Source organism: Rhizobium sp. 42MFCr.1 (assembly GCF_000377185.1).
Taxonomy (GTDB): Bacteria; Pseudomonadota; Alphaproteobacteria; order Rhizobiales; family Rhizobiaceae; genus Rhizobium; species Rhizobium altiplani.
The window spans coordinates 70,324-89,938 of record NZ_KB897824.1 but is presented as its reverse complement, the minus strand read 5'-3'; the positions used below and the strand labels follow the sequence as shown (position 1 = coordinate 89,938).

Annotated in this window: 18 protein-coding genes; 12 read left to right on the top strand and 6 right to left on the bottom strand. The window is 60.8% G+C overall.

The features are described from left to right. Nucleotides 1–54: 54 nt before the first annotated feature. From C934_RS0109690 to C934_RS0109680, 3 genes are all read left to right on the top strand, one after another. Nucleotides 55–726 carry a TetR/AcrR family transcriptional regulator gene (locus C934_RS0109690; protein WP_018856521.1) on the top strand — a complete coding sequence of 224 codons (672 nt, stop codon included), beginning with the start codon at nucleotides 55–57 and terminating at the stop codon, nucleotides 724–726. Between the two features lie 106 nt (nucleotides 727–832). Then, nucleotides 833–1,672, top strand: a complete 840-nt coding sequence (locus tag C934_RS0109685) for an AraC family transcriptional regulator (protein WP_018856520.1) — start codon at nucleotides 833–835, stop codon at nucleotides 1,670–1,672. A 101-nt stretch (nucleotides 1,673–1,773) separates the two neighbouring features. Further along, nucleotides 1,774–2,523: a TerC family protein gene (locus tag C934_RS0109680; protein WP_018856519.1), complete on the top strand. Its 750-nt coding sequence runs from the start codon at nucleotides 1,774–1,776 to the stop codon at nucleotides 2,521–2,523. A gap of 31 nt (nucleotides 2,524–2,554) precedes the next feature. On the opposite strand, the gene C934_RS0109675 is transcribed toward C934_RS0109680, so the two are convergent. Then, complete coding sequence (locus tag C934_RS0109675) at nucleotides 2,555–3,487, bottom strand: phytanoyl-CoA dioxygenase family protein (RefSeq protein ID WP_018856518.1); 933 nt, start codon at nucleotides 3,485–3,487, stop codon at nucleotides 2,555–2,557. A gap of 93 nt (nucleotides 3,488–3,580) precedes the next feature. Between C934_RS0109675 and C934_RS0109670 the strand changes: the two genes are divergently transcribed. Then, nucleotides 3,581–4,408, top strand: coding sequence for a helix-turn-helix transcriptional regulator (locus C934_RS0109670; protein WP_018856517.1), 828 nt, complete (start codon nucleotides 3,581–3,583; stop codon nucleotides 4,406–4,408). A gap of 57 nt (nucleotides 4,409–4,465) precedes the next feature. On the opposite strand, the gene C934_RS0109665 is transcribed toward C934_RS0109670, so the two are convergent. Further along, complete coding sequence (locus tag C934_RS0109665; RefSeq protein WP_018856516.1) at nucleotides 4,466–6,049, bottom strand: DHA2 family efflux MFS transporter permease subunit; 1,584 nt, start codon at nucleotides 6,047–6,049, stop codon at nucleotides 4,466–4,468. Between the two features lie 23 nt (nucleotides 6,050–6,072). Then, entirely contained in the window at nucleotides 6,073–7,272 is a 1,200-nt protein-coding gene (locus C934_RS0109660; protein WP_018856515.1) for an HlyD family secretion protein, read from the bottom strand. Nucleotides 7,273–7,395: 123 nt separating this feature from the next. Between C934_RS0109660 and C934_RS0109655 the strand changes: the two genes are divergently transcribed. Further along, nucleotides 7,396–8,052 (top strand): TetR/AcrR family transcriptional regulator, encoded by a 657-nt coding sequence (locus C934_RS0109655; protein ID WP_018856514.1) that lies wholly within the window; start codon nucleotides 7,396–7,398, stop codon nucleotides 8,050–8,052. A 9-nt stretch (nucleotides 8,053–8,061) separates the two neighbouring features. Here the strand turns inward: C934_RS0109655 and C934_RS0109650 are convergent, their stop codons facing one another. Further along, complete coding sequence (locus C934_RS0109650) at nucleotides 8,062–8,610, bottom strand: glutathione peroxidase (RefSeq protein WP_018856513.1); 549 nt, start codon at nucleotides 8,608–8,610, stop codon at nucleotides 8,062–8,064. Nucleotides 8,611–8,746: 136 nt separating this feature from the next. On the opposite strand from C934_RS0109650, the gene C934_RS0109645 reads away from it, so the two are divergent. Further along, on the top strand, nucleotides 8,747–9,508 hold the full coding sequence (locus C934_RS0109645; RefSeq protein ID WP_018856512.1) for a bestrophin-like domain: 762 nt from the start codon (nucleotides 8,747–8,749) through the stop codon (nucleotides 9,506–9,508). A 60-nt stretch (nucleotides 9,509–9,568) separates the two neighbouring features. Here the strand turns inward: C934_RS0109645 and C934_RS0109640 are convergent, their stop codons facing one another. Continuing rightward, entirely contained in the window at nucleotides 9,569–10,603 is a 1,035-nt protein-coding gene (locus C934_RS0109640) for an aldo/keto reductase (RefSeq protein ID WP_026371710.1), read from the bottom strand. A 112-nt stretch (nucleotides 10,604–10,715) separates the two neighbouring features. Here C934_RS0109640 and C934_RS0109635 point away from each other — a divergent pair, with 112 nt between their 5' ends. From C934_RS0109635 to lysS, 4 genes are all read left to right on the top strand, one after another. Beyond that, nucleotides 10,716–11,270, top strand: coding sequence for a TetR/AcrR family transcriptional regulator (locus tag C934_RS0109635; protein ID WP_018856510.1), 555 nt, complete (start codon nucleotides 10,716–10,718; stop codon nucleotides 11,268–11,270). A 99-nt stretch (nucleotides 11,271–11,369) separates the two neighbouring features. Beyond that, nucleotides 11,370–13,139, top strand: a complete 1,770-nt coding sequence (locus C934_RS0109630) for an SLC13 family permease (RefSeq protein ID WP_018856509.1) — start codon at nucleotides 11,370–11,372, stop codon at nucleotides 13,137–13,139. Nucleotides 13,140–13,329: 190 nt separating this feature from the next. Then, nucleotides 13,330–14,787: a glutamate--tRNA ligase gene (gltX, locus tag C934_RS0109625; protein WP_018856508.1), complete on the top strand. Its 1,458-nt coding sequence runs from the start codon at nucleotides 13,330–13,332 to the stop codon at nucleotides 14,785–14,787. A 16-nt stretch (nucleotides 14,788–14,803) separates the two neighbouring features. Beyond that, nucleotides 14,804–16,300 (top strand): lysine--tRNA ligase, encoded by a 1,497-nt coding sequence (gene lysS, locus C934_RS0109620; protein ID WP_018856507.1) that lies wholly within the window; start codon nucleotides 14,804–14,806, stop codon nucleotides 16,298–16,300. Between the two features lie 66 nt (nucleotides 16,301–16,366). Here lysS and C934_RS0109615 read toward each other — a convergent pair whose 3' ends face one another. Beyond that, nucleotides 16,367–17,092 (bottom strand): hypothetical protein, encoded by a 726-nt coding sequence (locus tag C934_RS0109615; protein WP_026371709.1) that lies wholly within the window; start codon nucleotides 17,090–17,092, stop codon nucleotides 16,367–16,369. Between the two features lie 181 nt (nucleotides 17,093–17,273). Between C934_RS0109615 and C934_RS0109610 the strand changes: the two genes are divergently transcribed. Both C934_RS0109610 and C934_RS0109605 read left to right on the top strand, forming a co-directional pair. Continuing rightward, nucleotides 17,274–18,182: a LysR family transcriptional regulator gene (locus C934_RS0109610; RefSeq protein ID WP_018856505.1), complete on the top strand. Its 909-nt coding sequence runs from the start codon at nucleotides 17,274–17,276 to the stop codon at nucleotides 18,180–18,182. Between the two features lie 130 nt (nucleotides 18,183–18,312). Then, a complete protein-coding gene (locus C934_RS0109605; protein WP_018856504.1) occupies nucleotides 18,313–19,473 on the top strand; it encodes an ABC transporter substrate-binding protein in 1,161 nt (386 codons plus the stop codon). Nucleotides 19,474–19,615 lie beyond the last annotated feature (142 nt).

Here is a 19,615-nt window from a genome sequence, read left to right as displayed (position 1 = left end):
CCGGTTCGATTTTATTAACGAAAAGTTCGCTGATGCGGATATGGTTAAGGAGCTATGACAGAGCTTTCCGATACGCGCGTGGATGAGTTTCCCTCGACAGGCGGCCGATGGGCCGCGGGCGAAGACCCTGCCAAGCGCAAACAAATTCTCGACGGCGCCCGCCGCGTTTTCATGAAACTTGGCTTCGATGCCGCGAGCATGAACGATGTAACGCGCGAGGCGGGAGTTTCAAAAGGAACGCTCTACGTCTACTTCGCCAACAAGGAAGAGCTCTTCACCGCGATGATGGAGAGCGAGCGCGCGGCGTTCGTCGCCAGCGTGCGCAATACTCTCAAGGAATCCAATGATCCCGACGTTGCGCTGCACGACTTCGGGATGACCTTTGTCAGCCATCTGACCGAGGATAAGGTCATCAATGCGATGCGTACGGTCATCGGCGTCCGCGACCGCATGCCGCATCTCTGTCAGCGCTTTTTCACCGGCCCCGAGAACATCCGGACGGTGCTGAAGGACTTCCTGACGAGCCAGGTCGAGGCCGGCCGTTTCGAGATCGACGACATAGAGCTTGCCGCCCGCCAGTTCCTGGAGCTCTGCGGCGGAAGCTTCTTCAAGCTGCGGCTGTTCGGCGACATGGACGCCCCTCCTCCGCGCGAGGAGATGGATCGCGTGGTCAACGGCGCCATCCGCGTCTTCACCGCCGCGTACGGCACCAAGAAGCGATCCTGAACCCACACCTTTGATTTCTTTCTCCGTCCGCGCCAGAATCCCGCAACAGGGATCAAACGCGGCCTGCTGCCCTTCGCTATGAAGGGAATGCAGCCAGGGAGAAGAAATGAGCGCCGTCGGACGTGCGATCTGGTTCATCGAAAGTCATTTCGGCAACGACATTACTCTGGAAGAGATTTCGGACGTTGCCGGCCTTTCGCGCTACCACCTCTCGCGCGTCTTCGGACTCGTCACCGGGCATTCGATCAGCGGCTATATCCGCGCCCGCCGTCTGAGCGGCGCGGCACGGACGCTCGTCGATCAGCCGGAGAGCATTCTCGAGGTTGCCCTCGACGCGGGTTATGGCTCGCACGAGGCATTCACTCGCGCCTTTCGCGACCAGTTCGGCCTGACACCTGAGGCCGTCCGCAAGCAGGGGCACACGCGCAACCTCGCACTACTGGAGCCGATCAGAATGGATCCCGCCCGCCTTCCCGAACTCGAGCCGCCACGATTTGAAACCTTGCCGCCGATGCTATTTGCCGGCTTGCAGGAGACATATCCCTATGGCGGCAATGCCGCGATTCCCTCGCTCTGGCAAAAATTCAATGTTCATTTCGGCAGCATTCCCGGCCAGGTCGGCAATGTCGCCTATGGCGTCTGCACGCACATCGAGGGAGAGACAGAGAAATTCCGCTACATGGCGGCCGTGGCTGTCGACGACAGCAGCGACCTGCCGGACGGCTTTGCCACGTTGAAGATACCCGGTCAGCGGTATGCGGTCTTTGCTCATCGCGGCCACGTCTCCGGCATTCCCGCTACGATGCACCAGATTTTCGGGAGCTGGATGCCGAACGCAGGCATGGAGTTCGGCAACATGCCCGACATGTTCGAGCGTTACGACGACCGCTTCGACCCCTATACCGGCATGGGCCTGACGGAAATCTGGATTCCCATAAAGGAATAAAACGCGCCTTGCTTTCGTATATCCCCTTGCGCGCTTGCCAAGGCAGGCCGCGTCCGTACATTGCGAGCGTCAATTTGTGTGGCGCAAGGGGATAAACGCCGATGCAAGACATTATGATGCTCGTTCAGGACCCGGCCGCCTGGGTGGCCCTCATCACTCTGGTGGTGATGGAAGTGGTCCTCGGGATCGACAACCTCATCTTCATCTCGATTCTCACCAACAAGCTGCCACCTGAGCATCGCGAGAGAGCACGCAAGGTCGGCATCGGCCTTGCCCTCGTGCTGCGACTTGCCCTCCTCGGCATGGTTGCCTGGATCGTTACGCTGACGACGCCGGTCTTCGAACTGTTCGGTCACGGCTTCTCCTGGAAGGACATCATTCTGCTTGTCGGCGGTCTGTTCCTGTTGTGGAAGGCGACGAAGGAAATCCATCACAACGTCGATCCGGCCGATCACAACGAGGATTTCATTGTTTCATCAGCAACAAGAGGCGTTACCGCAGCGATCGGCCAGATCCTGCTGCTGGATATCGTCTTCTCGGTCGACAGTATCATCACCGCCGTCGGCATGACCCCACACGTCCCCATCATGATCGTCGCCGTCGTTGTGGCCGTAACCGTCATGCTGGTCGCGGCAAAGCCGCTCGCGAACTTCATCGAGAGGAACCCGAGCATCGTCATGCTGGCGCTGGCCTTCCTGATGATGATCGGCATGACGCTGTTCGCAGAGGGCATGGGCTACCATGTGCCGAAGGGCTACATCTACGCCGCGATGGCCTTCTCGGCGCTGGTGGAGGTGCTCAACATGTTCGCCCGCAATGCCCGTCAGCGGAAAAAGCAGGGCGGCCACTGAGTCGCCATGGGCACGGCAATGAGGCCGTGCCCTAGAGCATGTCCCCCAGGGTCCAGTGGTTGCCCCATCGGGCATCGATCTCGTCATCGACGTTTTGATAGCGGATATCCGTCGACAGTCTGATCCTGTTCGAGGCGCTTTGGTTCGTGGTCGAGGCGTGGATCATGTAAGGGCTGTGCAACACGACATCGCCGGCCTCGTAGTCGGCGACCAGCCAGCGCGTATCGAAGCGCTCTGCCATGTCGGGCAGGTCCTTCGATACCCAGCCGCCCTCGGTCATGTTGCGGTTGAAGGCACTGATCTTTTCTTCCGCAGACAGGTCGAGGCTCTTTCTGGAAAACTCCTCCTCCATGCGCACACCAATGGCATGCGAGCCCTCGAGGTACACGAGACCACCCATGTCGACTGGGGTGTCGCCGATCGGAATCCAGGCCGTCACCAGCCGGTTGGTGCCGCCACGTAGATAGACCAGATCGTAATGCGCCGGCGTCGCTGTCGTCGTACCGGGTTGGGTAAAGCGCATGATCTTGCGTTTGTGCAGGTAGGAGATGCCGGAAAGAAACTCATCCATGAACTGCGCAAGCCGCGGCTGCGCGCAAAAACCCTCGAAGGCGACCGAGCGGACGAGCGACATCAAAATGCGATCCACCTGGCCTTTGTCCAAACCCGTGCCGGCGGATAGCCCGAGCATCGGATCGGTGCCTGGCGCGACGAGCCCGCCGCGCGCCAGATGCGAAAAAACCCAGCCGCGAAACGCATTGGCCACTTGGGGATCGAGAAAGCGCTTCAACCAGACATAGCCGTTTTCGTGATAAAGCCTGCGGATCGCCTCCACGCCGATCGACGGATCCGTCGGCTTGAGTTCGCCCAACCGGTTCGCTGCGGTCGAAAGGACTTTCCCGTTGGCGACCAAGTCGATCGCCGGTGGTTGAGCTGGCTGCTGATCCAGGGCAAGACTTGACATTTCGATCACTCCCAAAGCGAAATGGACGCTGCATATGTGAGACACTGGAGATAAACTTGCCATGGACGGAAAGAGCGACTGGACTTTTCGCTCATGACTGAAGCGCCGATCGCTCTCTATCGTTGGCCCTCTTCCGAAGGCATGGCGCTCGCCGTCACGGGGTTTGGCCGGCAGCGCATCGGAGCGCGTATCACCAACCGCCGCCTGCCAATGCACGCGGTCGTCCTTGTCGAGGCCGGGGATGGCACGCTGCAGACAGCGAAGGCGGGCCTTCAAGAGATCAACGGGCCGTCGCTCTTCTGGTTGCCGGCCGGCACATTACATTCCTATGGCCCGACGAACGGAACGAGCTGGGAGGAGAGATGGGCTCTCTTCGAGGGGACGCTGATCGCAGACCTGATCCGCCAGCGCCTGATCTCGCCGACAGAACCGGTGGTGCGTCTACAGAACCTGCGTGAGATGCAGCACCTCTTCGGCGCGCTTCATTCGGACTTTGCCGCAGGCGATCCGCTCAGCCTCGCTTCGGCGGCAGCGACGCTTCACCGCATCGCCGTCCAATCCGCGCGCCATGCGAACGCCGGCGGCGACAACGGGGCGAACGTCGAGATCGAGTTGATCATCGAGACCTTGCAGCGCCGGGCTTTCGAGCCGGTGGACATGCATTCGCTGGCACAAGAATTCGGCATGTCGCCGGCAACGCTGCGGCGGCATTTCCAGGCTGCCCTCGGCCTGTCGCCGAAGGCTTTCCAGCTGCGCCTTCGTATCGATCGGGCCAAGCAGCTGCTGACGACATCGGATCGGTCGATCGAGGCGATTGCGTATGCCGTCGGTATTGACGATGCCTTCTACTTTTCGCGGCTGTTTCAGGATCGCGAACACTGTTCGCCAAGCGAATTCCGCCGTCACTACCGCAGAACATGACTGTGGCCGGATCGAGTCCGGCCGCAGTCATGCATTGATTCGGTTCAATTGCGCTGTTCAGTGGGCGCCGGCGCCGCCACCGGGCTGCGCCTTGCGCGTGAGCAACAGGGCGAAGGCGGCAATGGCCAGCACGACGCCGATCACAGCGAAGGTGTCGCTAAAGCCAAGGATCAGAGCCTGACGTCTGACGATCTGACCCAAGGCGACGATGGCTTTCTGGCTGGCGACTGCCGGATCGGAGACGCCGTGTGCCAGGAAGTAGTTGGTGGTTTGGGCGAGGCGATCACGAACCTCATCGCGAGCCAGCGTTACAGACTGCCCGATGATATTCGAATGGAACTGCTCGCGCTCGGTCAGGATCGTGCCAAGCGACGCCGTGCCGACCGCGCCGCCGAGGTTGCGCAGCATGTTCGTCAGGCCCGAGGCAGCCGCCGCATCCGACGCAGCAATACCAGCGGTCGTGATTGCGGTGATCGGGGTCAGGACCAGGGCCTGGCCGATCGCCCGCACGATGTTCGGAATCCAGAACTGATCACCGGCGTTGTTCGCTGACAGCGTGATGTTCATGAAGCAGCTGATCGCGAAGATCGAAATGCCGAGGAAACCGATATAGCGGGCGTCGAAGCGCTTCATCAGCAGCGGAACGAGGGGAATGAGCAGCAGCTGCGGCAGGCCGGTCCAGGCCAGGACATTGCCGATCTGCTCGGCATTGTAACGCTGCACCTGTCCCAGATACTGCGGCAGGATGTAGACGGTCCCGAACAGCGCGACGCCGACGAGCACATTGACGGCAACGCCAATGCCGAAGTTGCGCTGCTTCAGGAGACTGAGCTTCACCAGGGGCTTTTGAACCGTCAGCTCGATCCAGATGAAGGCAGCGAGGAAGACGAACGCCACGATGCTGAGCTTGACGATGAAAGGCGAGGAGAACCAGTCCTCCTTGTTTCCCTCCTCGAGCACCGTCTGCAGGGCGGAAAGGCCGATCGCCATGGTAACAATGCCGGCCCAGTCACCTTCCTTCAGCAGGTGGAGCTGCATCGGCTGCTTCTCGAGCGTCAGGGCAAGCGCAGCGGCCATGATGGCACTCGGGAGCGCGTTGATGAAGAAAATCGTCTGCCAGCCGTAGTTCTCCGTGAGATAACCGCCGATCGTCGGGCCAATGGCCGGGGCAAAGGTGACGGACAGGGCAAAGAGTGCGAGGCCGCGAGGCTGCTGAAACTTGGGGAGCTTGGTAAGCACCATGGTAAACGCCATGGGGATGAGGACACCGCCGGCAAATCCCTGCAGGCCACGCAGCAGGATCATCGTGCCGAGATCGTGGGCGAAGGCACAGGCGATCGAAAAGATCGGGAAGAGAACCGAATTGACGAGAATGTAGCGGCGGAAGGAAAAGACGCTGCTGAAATACGCCGTCAGCGGAATGACGACGATCTCACCGATCAGATACGACGTCGAGATCCAGGCGCCGTTGTCAACGCCGGTGCCGATGCCGCCCTCGATATCGAGGAGCGAGGCGTTGGTGATCTGGATGTTGAGGATTGCCATGAACGCGCCGATCATCCCGGCAAGTACGGCAATCCAATCCTTTACGCTGGCGCCCGGCTGGGAGACGGGGGCAACGGTTGCAGTTGTGGTAGACATGGCACCACCCTCATCCTCTCCGGTCAGGCCCCATCGGCCGCATCGGCGGCCTTGGTGTTGATGCTTGGCTGCACCGACATGCCGGGGCGAAGATCGCCGGCTGCCGCTCCATTGCCGTCGAGCACGATCTTGACCGGGATACGCTGGACGACCTTCGTGAAGTTGCCGGTGGCGTTGTCCGGCGGCAGCAGCGCGAATTCCTGGCCGCTGGCCGGTGCGATGCTGTCGACGTGACCGTGATAAGTGCGGCCCGGGAACGTATCGACTTCGATCTCGACAGGCTGGCCGGCATGCACGTCGGTCAGCTGCGTTTCCTTGTAGTTCGCAACGATATAGGCCGCGCTGGTGGGAACGACCGACATCAGCTGCGTGCCTGCCTGGACGTACTGGCCAACGCGCAGTGTACGGTTGCCAACGGAGCCATCGACCGGCGCCACAATCGTGGCATAGGAGAGATTGAGTTCGGCCTGGCGCTCAAGCGCCTGGCTGCGGGTGAGCGCAGCCTTTGCCTGGGCAAGCTCGGCATTCAGAAGATCGACCTGCTTTACGGCTGCATCGAGGGCGGCGCTGTCGCGCACGATGGTCGCCTGTGCTGCCGCGATCTGCGAGGCGGCCTGCTGCGCGGTCTGGACCGGGGCGTAACCGTTGGTGGCCAGGCTCGAATAGCGCTTGTTGTTCTGCTCGGCGAACGTCTCGTTGGCCTTGTCGACCTCGACCGTGGCGCGGGCGGCGGCGATCGTCGATTGCTGGATTTGGAGGGCCGCCTCCTTCGCATTCAGCGTCGCCGCCGCGGCGGCAACGTCGGCCTTCGCCTGGTCGAGCGCGGCTCGGAAGTCGCGATCATCGATACGCGCAAGCGGCTGACCCGCCTTGACGGTCTCGTTGTCGTTGACGAGTACCCGGGCGATGTAGCCGGAAACCTTCGGCGCGATCGCACTGTTGTCCGCCTTCACATAGGCGTCGTCGGTCGACACGTGGAAGCGACCGACCGTCCAGTAATCGTGTCCGTAGTAGGCACCCCCGGCCACGATCGCGAGGGCGGCTGCGCCAAGCAGGAGCAACCGGCCGGCTCGTTTGCGGGCTTGCGGCACGTCAGCGGCAGCGCGTGGCGCCTCCGCGTGCGGCGGCTTGCTCGCTTCAAGCGTTTCCGGGATCACCTCTGCGACCGCTACGGCGGTTGGATCGGCGTTGTTGTTCAGAGCATGCAGCTTCTGGGCGGTCATTGTTTTCTCCGGATCATGGCCGCCGTCGCAAGCGATGCAGCCTCTGATGCACAAAATGGAAAATTGACGTTTTCCAAAATATGCTCTATAAAATGGATGTCAACTTGAATTTGGAAAATACCGATGGTCCAAAATCACAAGATCGAGAGAAGGCCGCGCGGCAGACCGCAGGCGCGGTGCGACGAGGACACCAGGAGCGTCATCATCGAGGCTGCCAACAAGCAGTTTCACGCGAACGGATATGCAACGGCGTGCATCGCGGATATTGCGCAGGAAGCGGGCGTCTCGACGAAGACGCTCTACAGGCTGTTTCCGACGAAAGCCGACCTCTTTTCCGACCTGATCACCGATCGCATTGGACGCTTTTTGCTGGCTCTCGACCCGACTACGCTTGCCGCGGCCGATCTTCGCCAGGGACTGGAGCGGATGCTGATGGCTTACGGCATGCTGACGCTTTCGGACGACACAATCACGATGATGCGGCTTGTGATCGGCGAGTCCGACCGCTTCCCCGAGATCTCCGCTTCCTTCTACGAAAAAGCCATCGTCCGAACGAATGCGCTGATGGAGGGGTGGCTGCGCAAGCAGGTTGATCGCGGCGTCATCGCTCTCGAAGACCCGCATGCGGCCTGCGGCATGCTGCGCGGCATGATGGCCATGGAGCCCCAGCGCGCCGCCATGCTGCGCCAGCAGCCGGCGCCGGGGATTGAGGAGATCGCGGCCCGGGCGAAAATGTGCGCCGACCTGTTTCTGAACGGCGCAGCAGTCGCTCCGGCTTAATAGCCGGTCTTAGGCGGTCTTTGAAAGTTCCTTGTCGATGGCCGAAACCAGTCGCTGGTCATCTGCCGTCACGTCAGGCGCAAACCGCGCCACGATCTTGCCATCGCGACCGATCAGGAACTTTTCGAAGTTCCAGAGAATTTCACTCTTATCGTCGGTCGCCAGGCCATTGCTGCGCAGCCGCTCCCGCATCGGACCTTCGCCGACGGCAGTCCCGGCAGCCGCCGTCAGGTTCTGGTAGAGCGGATGCTTGTCCCCGCCCTTGACGGAGATCTTCGAGAAGATCGGAAACTTCACGTCATAGGTCAGCGTGCAGAACTCGACGATCTCGGCATCCGTACCCGGCTCCTGCCCCTTGAAATTGTTTGCCGGAAAGGCGGCAATCACGAAGCCGCGCTCTCGCTTGTCCTCATAGAGCTTCTCAAGCCCTTCATATTGAACGGTGAGGCCGCATTTGGAGGCGACATTGACGACCAAAATCACCTGGCCGCGGTGATCGTTCAGCGTTGTCTCGCGACCATCGGCCAGCTTCACCGGTATATTCAAAAGGTCCGTCATCGCTATCTCCACCATGAATTCCGCCGCGGAAGCTATACCCAACGGAGCGTTTGTCCAGCGGGCAGATCCGGTCCACTGACAAAATCAATTAAAACAGCTAGTTTGCCGTCGAGAGCACGGGAGGGCGCAACGAAAGATGGCACTGGAATCGCTGGTGGCGGCCGTTGTCTTTGCTTTGCTCATGACAGCCTCGATCGGAACGATGCTGACCTATTCAAAGCTGCCTGTGCATCACCGGCAGGACGAGACCAACACCGTCGTTCGGCTCGTCGCCAACATCTTCGTCGTCATGACATCGCTGGTCTTCGGCCTGATGATCAATTCCTCGAAGAACACTTTCGGCGAGATCGACAAGAACGTTCACGCGTTCGCAACCCAGATCATCCTTCTCGACCGGACCTTGCGGACCTATGGCCTCGAGGCCACGGAAACTCGCAAGCGTCTGGAGAACTACGTCGAAAAGGCTCTCACCAATCCGGCACGCGCCGCGCCGGATCCGCTGGTCAAAAGCGACCGCACAAGCGAGATTGCCCTCAACGCCGTCGGAGACAGTCTGGCACTGATCGTGCCTTCCGACCCGGGCCATGTGGTGTTGTGGAACGACGCTCGCCAGCAATATCAACGGATCGTCGAGCAGCGCTGGGTCATCGTGGAACAGTCGGAAGGCGTCATCCCAAGGCCGCTCATAAGCATGCTGACGGCGTGGCTGACGTTGATCTTTGCGAGCTTCGGCTATCGCGCGCCAAGAAACATCATTGTCGTGCTGATGTTCACCATCTCCGCGCTCCTGATATCGCTATCGATCTTCATCGTGCTGGATATGGATATTCCATTCTCGGGCTGGATCCAGATCTCCGACACACCTCTTCGCAGGGCGCTTGCCGAGCTTCAACAATAGCAACTGCGAAGCACCGCGCCGTCCTGGAAGGAGCGACCCAGTGTGGCCACGGCATCACAGTTAGCGAACCGCAATCGTCGGCCAGTCGATGAGGTCGGCCTTTGCACCGGCCAGCGTGTTGCGGCTCTGGGAGACCACATCGTGGGGAAAGCCGAGCGATATCGCGCTCGCGTCATCGAGGCGCCGAACCTGCTCCTCACTAAGCTTCACGTCCAGCGCGGCAAGGTTGTCGGCAAGCTGCTCAGCCGTTCGCGGCCCGATGATCGGCAGCGTGCCCTTGTGCAGCACCCAGGCGATGGCGATCTGGCCGGCCGGCACGCCGGTTTCCTCGGCGATTGCCAGAACTGTATCGACCGTTGCCGTCTTGCGCGCATCGCTTTCGGAGTGAATGACGACGCCGAGCCCCTGCTGGCGGCCAGTTTCGCCCTTGCGGTACTTACCGGTCAGCAGCCCGCCGCCGAGCGGCGACCAGCCGACAGTACCAAGGCCAAAGGCCGCCGCCATCGGCAGCAGCTCGCGCTCGGACGTACGCTCGACGAGGCTGTACTCCAGCTGCAGAGCCGACAGTGGCGCCCAGCCACGAAGCTCGGCAAGCGTGGCACCAGTCGCCACGCGCCAAGCCGGGAAGTCGGAAAGTCCGGCATAGAGGATCTTGCCCGAGCGGACGAGATCATCGAAACCTCGCATGATCTCGTCGATCGGCGTTACGGCATCCGGCATGTGCGCCCAAAGAAGATCGATCCGATCGGTGCCGAGCCGCTTCAGGCTTGCCTCGACCGACTGAACCATGGCCTTGCGGCTGTTGCCTGTACGCTGGAGGCCGGCCGCGTGACGATCACCGAGCGAGAACTTCGTCGCGACGACCATGTCATCGCGGTCGCTCGCGATGAACTCGCCGACCATCGTTTCCGACTGGCCGAATTGATACTGGTCGGCCGTGTCGATGAAGTTGCCGCCGGCGTTGCGGTAGCCATCGAAGACCACCTTGGCCTCCTCGCGACTGGAACCGTAACCCCAGCCCGTCCCGAAATTGCCTGTGCCAAGTGCCAGGCTGGAGACACGAAGTCCGGTTCGGCCGAAAATCCTATAGCGCATTGTCATTGCCTTCCTTGCTTCCTTGGTCAATTTTAAATGACGATCGTCATTCATTTGCATTTAAATGACGGACGTCATATAATTTGTCAAGAACAAATGATGAGAGCCTCAAATGCGCCCAACAAAGGAACAGGCGAACCAGAACCGCCAACGGATCATCGACACGGCCGGTCGGCTCTTTCGAGAGAAAGGAATTCATGCTGTCGGCGTCGACGAAGTAATGAAGGGCGCCGGATTGACGCATGGTGGTTTCTACGGCCACTTCAAATCGAAGGGCGACCTTGCCGCGGAAGCCGTCAGCCACGCCCTTTTGGAAAGCCTACGTTCCGAACCCGCCTACGCCACGCTCGGTGCGTTGGCGAAGAATTATCTATCGAGGGCACATCGAGATGCGGCGGACAGCGGCTGCACGGTTGCGGCTCTTGGCCCGGAAATCGCCCGCCTCCCCAAGGGGCAGCGCGGCGGGATCACCGACTACGTTCGCGCACGCATCGAGCAGGTCGAACAGATCCAGGCGCAGCAGGGGCAAACGGTCGATCGCGGCAAGGCCATAGCAGATCTCTCAAGCCTCGTCGGAGCCCTCGTCATGGCGCGCGCCGTCGATGACCCTGCCCTCTCGGACGAAATCCTCACTGAAACGATCCGTATCCTCGACGGGCGGCGTTAGGAACTTTGCCCGCGGCGCGGCATTGATTAGTCCAGCGGAGCTTACAGTTATCGGTACGGCGGGCACTCGCCGGTGCCGACCTCAAGTTGCTGGAATCGCATGACAACGCAGCAGATCCTCGCCTTCGGGCTCATCGGCCTGATGATGGCAGTCTTCATCTGGGATCGGTTTCGCTATGACCTGGTTGCCTGTTGCACTCTCGTGCTGGCCATCTGCGTCGGTATCGTGCCTTTCAACCGGGCATTTTCGGGCTTCAGCGACGACATCGTGATCATCGTCGGCAGCGCCCTCATCGTCAGCGCCGGCGTGGCGCGCTCGGGGATCGTCGATACAACGATCAAGCGCTTCTTTCCGAACCTGACCAAGCTGCATGCGCAGCTCGCGCTGCTGCTCATTGTCGTCGCGCTTCTGTCGGCCTTCATCAAGAACATCGGCGCGCTTGCGATCATGATTCCAGTCGCCTTCCAATTTGCCCGAAAAAGCGGGAGGTCTCCGTCGCTTTACCTGATGCCGATGAGCTTTGCCGCGCTACTCGGCGGGTTGATGACGCAGATCGGCACCTCACCAAACATCGTGGTCTCGCGGCTTCGCGGCGAAATCACCGGGACGCCTTTCACGATGTTCGACTTCACACCCGTCGGCGCGACGCTTGCTCTGGTTGGCATCGTCTTCTTGATCCTTTTCCACTGGCTCGTTCCCGAACGGCAGAACGAGAACCCATCGCTTGAGGAAGCGTTGGATTTGAAGAACTATTTCTCCGAAGCAACGGTGGTCGAAGGCTCCGGCTTCGAAGGCAAAAAGCTCAACGAGCTCCTGCAGCTCGGCGATGGAGAAGTGGTCGCAACCGCGATCCTGCGCGGGCATTCGCGCCTCGCGCCGTTCCCCGACGTTCTCCTGAAGCCGGGCGACACGATTCTGCTGGAAGGGCGTCCTGAAGCCCTGGATCGCGTCGTTTCCAACGCCAAACTCAAACTTTCAGGCAAACCGATCCCCGAAGCAAAGACGGAGGGCGACGTGACTTCGATCGAAGCAGTGGTCTCCTCCGAGTCCATGCTGATCGGGTGGTCCGCGCGCCAGCTCTCGCTCTGGAACCGCCGGCGCATCAACCTGCTTGCGGTCAGCCGGCACGGGCACAGGCTGACCGAACGGTTGAGCGAAGTCACCCTGCGCGCCGGCGATGTTCTTGTGCTGCAAGGCAGCCGTCGAAACCTGCCGGGCTTCCTGCAGGAATTCTCCTGTCTCCCATTGGCGCAGCGCGAAATCATGCTCGGCACGCCGCGCAGAGCTTACGTACCGCTGCTGATCCTTGCGACAGCGATGGGGATGACGGCGGCCGGAATGGTTCCGGTTTCGGTCGCCTTCTTCTGCGCCGCGCTGGCGATGGTCGTTTTTCGGGCCATCCCCCTTGCCGAGGTCTACAAGGCGGTGGACGGCCCGATCCTCATCATGCTTGCCGCGCTGATCCCCGTCTCCGACACATTGCGAACGACCGGCGGAAGCGATCTGATTGCCGGGTGGCTGGGGCACTTCGCCGCCCAGATGCCGCCCTTCGGCGCGCTGACTCTGATCGTCATCACCGCCATGGCGGTAACGCCGTTCCTCAACAATGCGGCAACGGTTCTGGTCATGGCGCCAATTGCGGCGAGCTTTGCCCACACGCTCGGCTATAGACCGGAGGCCTTTTTGATGGGGGTCGCCATCGGCGCTGGCTGCGATTTCCTGACGCCGATCGGCCACCAATGCAACACGCTGGTCTTCGGTCCCGGCGGCTATCGTTTCAGCGATTACCCCCGCCTCGGCCTGCCGCTGTCATTCGTCATCGTCCTCGTCAGCGTACCTGTCCTGCTCTACGTCTGGCCTGTCCATTGATGCGATCGCCCATTTTCCTTGACGCGCGCGGTCGAATATGGCCTTAAGGCCAGCCAAATGGGCAATCGGCGGATGAACGGGGGCAGTGCCCTTTTCCGGCCGGTTTCCTGATCCAGTTATCTGCATTCTTTCCGGCCGAACGTCGCTTTCTCAGGCAAGCCGTCCGGCATTCATTTGACGGGCACATAAAATGACAGCTTCCGGCGTCCGCGTCCGCATTGCTCCCTCGCCGACCGGCGAGCCGCATGTCGGCACTGCTTACATCGCTCTCTTCAACTACCTTTTCGCCAAGAAGAACGGCGGCGAGTTCATTCTGCGCATCGAAGACACCGATGCGACGCGCTCGACCCCGGAATTCGAGACCAAGGTGTTGGACGCGCTGAAATGGTGCGGCCTCGAATGGAGGGAAGGTCCTGACATCGGTGGCCCCTACGGCCCGTACCGTCAGTCCGACCGCAAGGACATCTACACCCCATACGGCCAGGAACTGCTGGACAAGGGGCATGCGTTCCGCTGTTTTTGCACGCCTGAGCGTCTAGAGAAGATGCGCGAAGAGCAGCGCGCCGCCGGCAAGGCGCCGAAGTATGACGGCCTCTGCCTGAAGTACTCGGCCGAAGAGGTCTCCGCGAAGATGGCCGCCGGCGAAGGCTCCGTGATCCGCATGAAGATCCCGACCGAGGGCTCCTGCGACTTCACCGACGGCGTCTATGGCGATGTCAGCATTCCGTGGGATTCCGTTGACATGCAGGTCCTGATCAAGGGCGACGGCATGCCGACCTATCACATGGCAAACGTCATCGACGACCATCTGATGCGAATCACCCATGTCGCGCGCGGCGAAGAATGGCTGGCATCCGTGCCGAAGCACATCCTGCTTTACCGCTACTTCGGTTGGGAGCAGCCGGTGTTCATGCATCTGTCGCTGATGCGCAATGCCGACAAATCGAAGCTCTCGAAGCGCAAGAACCCGACGTCAATCTCCTACTACTCCGCTCTCGGCTATATCCCGGAAGCGCTGATGAACTTCCTCGGCCTGTTCTTCGTGCAGATCGCCGAAGGCGAAGAGTTGCTTGATATGGACGAGCTTTCCGAGAAGTTCGATCCCGAAAACCTTTCGAAGGCCGGCGCCATCTTCGACATCCAGAAGCTCGACTGGCTGAACGGCCGCTGGATTCGTGAGAAGCTGTCCGAAGAGGAGTTCCAGGCCCGCGTGCTCGACTGGGCGATGGAGAACGATCGCCTGAAGGCGGGCCTGCGCCTGTCGCAGTCGCGCATTTCCAAGCTCGGCGAACTACCTGACCTCGCAGGCTTCCTGCTGAAGTCCGACCTCGGCGTTGACCCGTCGGCCTTCGCCAAGATCAAGTCACCGCCGGAAGAGATCCTCGAGATCCTCAACACCGTCCAGCCGGATCTCGAAAAGATCCTCGAATGGAACGTCGAGACGATCGAAGCCGAGCTACGCGCCATTGCCGACCGCATGGGCAAGAAGCTGAAGGTCGTCGTGGCCCCGCTCTTCGTCGCAGTATCAGGCTCGTCGCGCTCGCTGCCGCTCTTCGACTCGATGGCGATCCTCGGCCGTTCCGTCGTGCGTCAGCGGCTGAAACTGGCCGCCCAGGCAGTTGCCTCCCTCGTCGGCCCGAAGAACTGAACCGGACGTTTGCATCATGACTGAAAAGACCGAAACAGCGACCCTTTCCTCCGACGCGACCGAGGTCCGCGCCCAGAAGCTGAAGCTGCTGCGCGAACAGATCGGCGAGGTCTATCCGGCGCATTTCCACCGGACCATGACCAATGCCGAACTGGCGGAGAAGTACAAGGACCTCGAATCCGACGTCGAGACGCAGGATGTCGTGACCGTTGCCGGTCGCGTCTATTCCTCGCGCAACTCCGGCATGTTCATGGATATCCATGACGCCTCGGGCAAGATCCAGATCTTCAGCCACAAGGACGTGACGCCGGAAGAAGCCCGCAACATGCTTGGCATGATCGATATCGGCGATATCATCGGCGTGACCGGCACGGTGCGCCGCACGAAGCGCGGCGAGCTGTCGATCAACGCTCGCGAAATCACCATGCTGACGAAGTCGCTGCTCCCGATGCCGGAGAAGTGGCACGGCGTTTCCGACGTCGAGATCCGCTATCGCAAGCGCCACCTCGACATCATGACCAACGAGGAATCGAAGCTCCGCTTCCAGCAGCGTTCGAAGATCGTGTCCGGCATCCGCCGCTTCATGGAAAACGACGGCTTCATGGAAGTCGAAACGCCGATGTTGCACTCGGTCTATGGCGGCGCCACCGCCGAGCCGTTCAAGACGCATCACAACACGCTGAAGCTCGACATGTACCTGCGCATCGCGCCGGAACTGTACCTGAAGCGGACGTTGGTCTCCGGCCTTACCGACAAGGTATTCGAGATCAACCGCAACTTCCGCAACGAAGGCGTCTCGACCCGGCACAATCCTGAATTCACGATGATGGAGTGCTACTGGGCCTATGCCGACTACGAGGACATCATGGACCTCGTGGAGCGGCTGTTCGAAAGCCTGGCACTGTCGATCCACGGCACGACGGAATTCCCCTTCGGCGACAAGACGATCTCCTTCAAGGGGCCGTTCAAGCGCGTGCCGATGCCAGACGCCGTCAAGGAAGTGACCGGTATCGACTTCCTCGCCATGAAGACCGACGAGGAAGCCCGCGCGGCTGCCAAGGCCGCCGGCTTCGAAGTCGAGAAGGACTGGACCTGGGGCGAATGCCTTGCCTTCATCTTCGAAGAAAAGGTTGAGGCCACGCTCATTCAGCCATCACACGTCACCCACTTTCCGAAGGACATCTCGCCCTTCGCCAAGGAAGTGCCAGGCGAGCGGCGCCTTGTCGAACGCTTCGAGACCTACTGCAACGCCTGGGAACTCGGCAACGCCTTCTCGGAACTCAACGATCCGGAAGAGCAGCGCCGCCGCATGGTCGAGCAGCTGGAGCAGGCGCACGCCCGCGGCGAAAAGGAAAAGCAGCTGGACGACGAATTCCTCGATGCGATCGACCAGGGCATGCCGCCCGCCGGCGGTCTCGGGATCGGCGTCGACCGCCTGATCATGCTGCTCACCAACGCCCCATCGATCCGCGACGTCATCCTCTTCCCGGCTCGACGCAGCAAGGCCGACTGAGCCGGCTTACCTGGAATAGAAAAAGGCGGCGACCCGTTGGGCTCGCCGCTTTTTTGTTGGAAAGGGTTAGTGGCCGGCTCCGGGCGCGGCTTCCGGCGCAGCAGGCTCTTTGGCAGGTGCGGAGCCATGTTCGCCGCCTTCCGCGGGCTTTACTTCCTTTGCCTCTGCTGTCTTCGCAGTTTTCTTGCCCTCTCCTTCGCCGCCCTTGGTAGCGGCAACGGCGATGGGATCGATACAGTCCGAATAGTCCCTGAAGGACGCGTTCATCGCGGTTATCTCGTCCTCGGGTAGATCGACGCGTTCGCCGAAGAACAGCCCGTTGTCCGCCGCCTCCCCGTCATAGTAGCGGGCGGTGTAGGTCTTGGCTTCCGTGCCTTCGAGGACGGGATCGGGATGCGGAATATAGACGACGTCAGCGCCGATCGCCCTGCCGCGAATATCCGAGCGCAGCGTCGGTCCGTTGGTATCGAGAACGACGACTTGCACGAGATCGGGCCTCTGCGCATCGTAGATCGTCTTGGCGACGCGAAGCGCGGTCTTGACGCGAGTCATGCCATCGGTCGGCTCGGTCTTGATATATTTACGGATCCAGACGCGGTTCTGCTTCTTGATGGTGACGAGATTGACGTCGGTGCAGGAGAGGCCGTTCATCGTCTCTGCGGAAGGGCCAAGGAGCCTATCCTTGCCGATAAAAAGCGCGGCACCGCCGGAGACGCCCCCGAGAAGGGCGACGCCAGCGATGATAAACACCAATTTCCGGGAAGGCCGGAAGATGCGCAGTAGGGCCTTCACGCCAACTGCTCCGCCATTAACAAGCTCCAACGCAATACGAGTGGTTTCGACGCTAGAGAAATGACGTTTCCGAATACTTAAACGCGGGCTCTAAGTTTGCATCAGTATGGGATTAACACCAAAAAAGGTCCAAGCTTTCCCTATGCTTGCCAATGTCCTCACGGCCATGCTCTAACGGCTGATGGCCTTCACGCTTCGCCAGATCCAGTACTTCGTTGCCGTCGCCGAGCAGGGCTCTGTAACGCGCGCCGCGCAGAACCTTTCGATCTCGCAATCGTCGGTCACGGAGGCCCTCAAGGAGCTTGAAACCGACCTCGGCGTCGAGCTTTTCGAGCGTCATCCACGCGGCCTGACGATCACCCACAATGGCCATCAGTTCCTTCGCCATGCGACGAAAATCCTGGCAAGCGTGACGGATGCGCGCACCAGCTTTTCCGGCAAGCAGAACGAGATCTCCGGCAAACTCAACATCGGCGTCACCTCGCTCGTCGCCGGCTATGTGCTCTCCGACCTCCTGGCCCGCTATCGCCGCGCCTGCCCGGGCGTCGAAGTCAGCGCAATCGAAGACAATGGCGGCTATCTCGAGCACCTGCTGGTCGGCGGCGAACTGGATGTGGCCGTCATGGTCATTTCCAACCTGCGCGACCGCATGGCCCTGCAGGCAGAGATCCTGGAGACGTCACCTTACCGGTTGTGGTTGCCCATGGGCCATCCACTCGTTTCCGCCGACATCATTTCCGTGGCGGACATCGCTCGCGAACCGCTGATCATGCTGACCGTCGACGAAATCGAGGAAAACACCGGCAAGCTGCTGTCGGCGCTTGGCGCACGGCCGCATGTCGCCTTCCGCACGCGCTCGGTGGAAGCGGTACGCAGTCTGGTCGCGACCGGTGCCGGCGTGGCGCTATTGCCCGACCTGGTCTATCGCCCCTGGTCGCTGGAAGGCGACCGAATCGAGAGCCGTGACGTGTCCGGCTCCCTTCCGGTCGTCCAGGTCGGCATGGTCTGGCGAAAGGGCTCGAGTTTGCCGCAAGCGGCGCGCGACTTCGTGGGCATCGCAGAAGCCCTGCGATCCGGCCGGCCCCGGTGATCCTTCGGACGATATCGGAAATTCCGATATCGCCTTTCTGATAAATGAATTTGCGAAACCGGAAAATTCAGCGCACCTTTCAACCGGGAACATAACGCCACGAAAAGTGGCAACAACCGGGAGACATCAGATGAAATATCTTCTGAAATCGTGCACTGCTGCCCTCGCGAGCGTGAGCTTCGTGACGCAGGTTGCCGCAGCCGAACCGCTGAAGGCGCTTGGCAAGGGCGAAGGTGCTGTCAGCATCGTAGCCTGGGCGGGCTACATCGAACGCGGTGAAAGCGACAAGAGCTACGACTGGGTCACCGGCTTCGAAAAGGAAACCGGCTGCAAAGTGTCGGTCAAGACGGCGGCGACCTCCGACGAAATGGTCTCGCTGATGAACGAAGGCGGATTCGACCTCGTCACGGCCTCCGGCGACGCGTCGCTTCGCCTGATCGCAGGCAAGCGTGTCCAGCCGATCAACACCGATCTCATCCCGAGCTTCAAGAACGTCGATCCGCGCCTGCAGAAAGGCGCATGGTACACGGTCAAAGACGTCCACTACGGCGTTCCCTATCTCTGGGGGCCGAACGTGCTGATGTATAACACCGATGCCTTCAAGGATAAGGCACCGACCAGCTGGAAGGTCGTTTTCGAGGAAGAAACCCTTCCCGACGGCAAGTCCAACAAGGGCCGTGTCCAGGCCTATGATGGTCCGATCTACGTTGCCGATGCCGCTCTCTACCTGATGGCGCACAAGCCGGAACTCGGCATCAAGGATCCCTATGAACTGAACGAAGACCAGTACAAGGCGGCGCTCGACCTGCTGCGCGGCCAGCGCAAGCTCGTCTCCCGCTACTGGCACGACGCGATGATCCAGATCGACGACTTCAAGAACGAAGGCGTCGTGGCCTCCGGTTCCTGGCCGTTCCAGGTCAACCTGATGCAAGCCGACAAACAGAAGATCGCCTCCACCTTCCCGGAAGAAGGGGCCACCGGCTGGGCTGACACGACCATGCTGCATGTCGACAGCGAACACCCGAATTGCGCCTACATGTGGATGGAGCATTCGCTGCAGGCCAAGGTCCAGGGCGATGCCGCTGCCTGGTTCGGCGCCGTTCCTTCCGTTCCCGCTGCCTGCAAGGGCAACGAGCTGCTGACCGACGAGGGTTGCTCAACGAACGGTTATGATCACTTCGACAAGATCAAGTTCTGGAGAACGCCGACGGCCAAATGCGCAACGCAGGGCGAGTGCGTACCGTATCACCGTTGGGTCTCCGACTATATCGGTGTGATCGGCGGACGATAATCCGCCCGCACAACCTCTCCTTCTCCGCAAGCGGAGAAGGCGCCCGCTGAGGGCAAGGCGAGGGGACAATGAAGACAAGAGCGAAACGTCCGAGCGCTGGGGGCAACGACGGAACGCCGAATTGTCCCCTCGTCGGGGCCCC

What these genes read in the sequence shown, in the direction of transcription:
- C934_RS0109690 (WP_018856521.1), top strand. Translation starts at nt 55, where the DNA reads ATGACAGAGCTTTCCGATACGCGCGTGGATGAGTTTCCCTCGACAGGC.
- C934_RS0109685 (WP_018856520.1), top strand. Translation starts at nt 833, where the DNA reads ATGAGCGCCGTCGGACGTGCGATCTGGTTCATCGAAAGTCATTTCGGC.
- C934_RS0109680 (WP_018856519.1), top strand. Translation starts at nt 1,774, where the DNA reads ATGCAAGACATTATGATGCTCGTTCAGGACCCGGCCGCCTGGGTGGCC.
- C934_RS0109675 (WP_018856518.1), bottom strand. Translation starts at nt 3,487, where the DNA reads ATGTCAAGTCTTGCCCTGGATCAGCAGCCAGCTCAACCACCGGCGATC.
- C934_RS0109670 (WP_018856517.1), top strand. Translation starts at nt 3,581, where the DNA reads ATGACTGAAGCGCCGATCGCTCTCTATCGTTGGCCCTCTTCCGAAGGC.
- C934_RS0109665 (WP_018856516.1), bottom strand. Translation starts at nt 6,049, where the DNA reads ATGTCTACCACAACTGCAACCGTTGCCCCCGTCTCCCAGCCGGGCGCC.
- C934_RS0109660 (WP_018856515.1), bottom strand. Translation starts at nt 7,272, where the DNA reads ATGACCGCCCAGAAGCTGCATGCTCTGAACAACAACGCCGATCCAACC.
- C934_RS0109655 (WP_018856514.1), top strand. Translation starts at nt 7,396, where the DNA reads ATGGTCCAAAATCACAAGATCGAGAGAAGGCCGCGCGGCAGACCGCAG.
- C934_RS0109650 (WP_018856513.1), bottom strand. Translation starts at nt 8,610, where the DNA reads ATGACGGACCTTTTGAATATACCGGTGAAGCTGGCCGATGGTCGCGAG.
- C934_RS0109645 (WP_018856512.1), top strand. Translation starts at nt 8,747, where the DNA reads ATGGCACTGGAATCGCTGGTGGCGGCCGTTGTCTTTGCTTTGCTCATG.
- C934_RS0109640 (WP_026371710.1), bottom strand. Translation starts at nt 10,603, where the DNA reads ATGCGCTATAGGATTTTCGGCCGAACCGGACTTCGTGTCTCCAGCCTG.
- C934_RS0109635 (WP_018856510.1), top strand. Translation starts at nt 10,716, where the DNA reads ATGCGCCCAACAAAGGAACAGGCGAACCAGAACCGCCAACGGATCATC.
- C934_RS0109630 (WP_018856509.1), top strand. Translation starts at nt 11,370, where the DNA reads ATGACAACGCAGCAGATCCTCGCCTTCGGGCTCATCGGCCTGATGATG.
- gltX (WP_018856508.1), top strand. Translation starts at nt 13,330, where the DNA reads ATGACAGCTTCCGGCGTCCGCGTCCGCATTGCTCCCTCGCCGACCGGC.
- lysS (WP_018856507.1), top strand. Translation starts at nt 14,804, where the DNA reads ATGACTGAAAAGACCGAAACAGCGACCCTTTCCTCCGACGCGACCGAG.
- C934_RS0109610 (WP_018856505.1), top strand. Translation starts at nt 17,274, where the DNA reads ATGGCCTTCACGCTTCGCCAGATCCAGTACTTCGTTGCCGTCGCCGAG.
- C934_RS0109605 (WP_018856504.1), top strand. Translation starts at nt 18,313, where the DNA reads ATGAAATATCTTCTGAAATCGTGCACTGCTGCCCTCGCGAGCGTGAGC.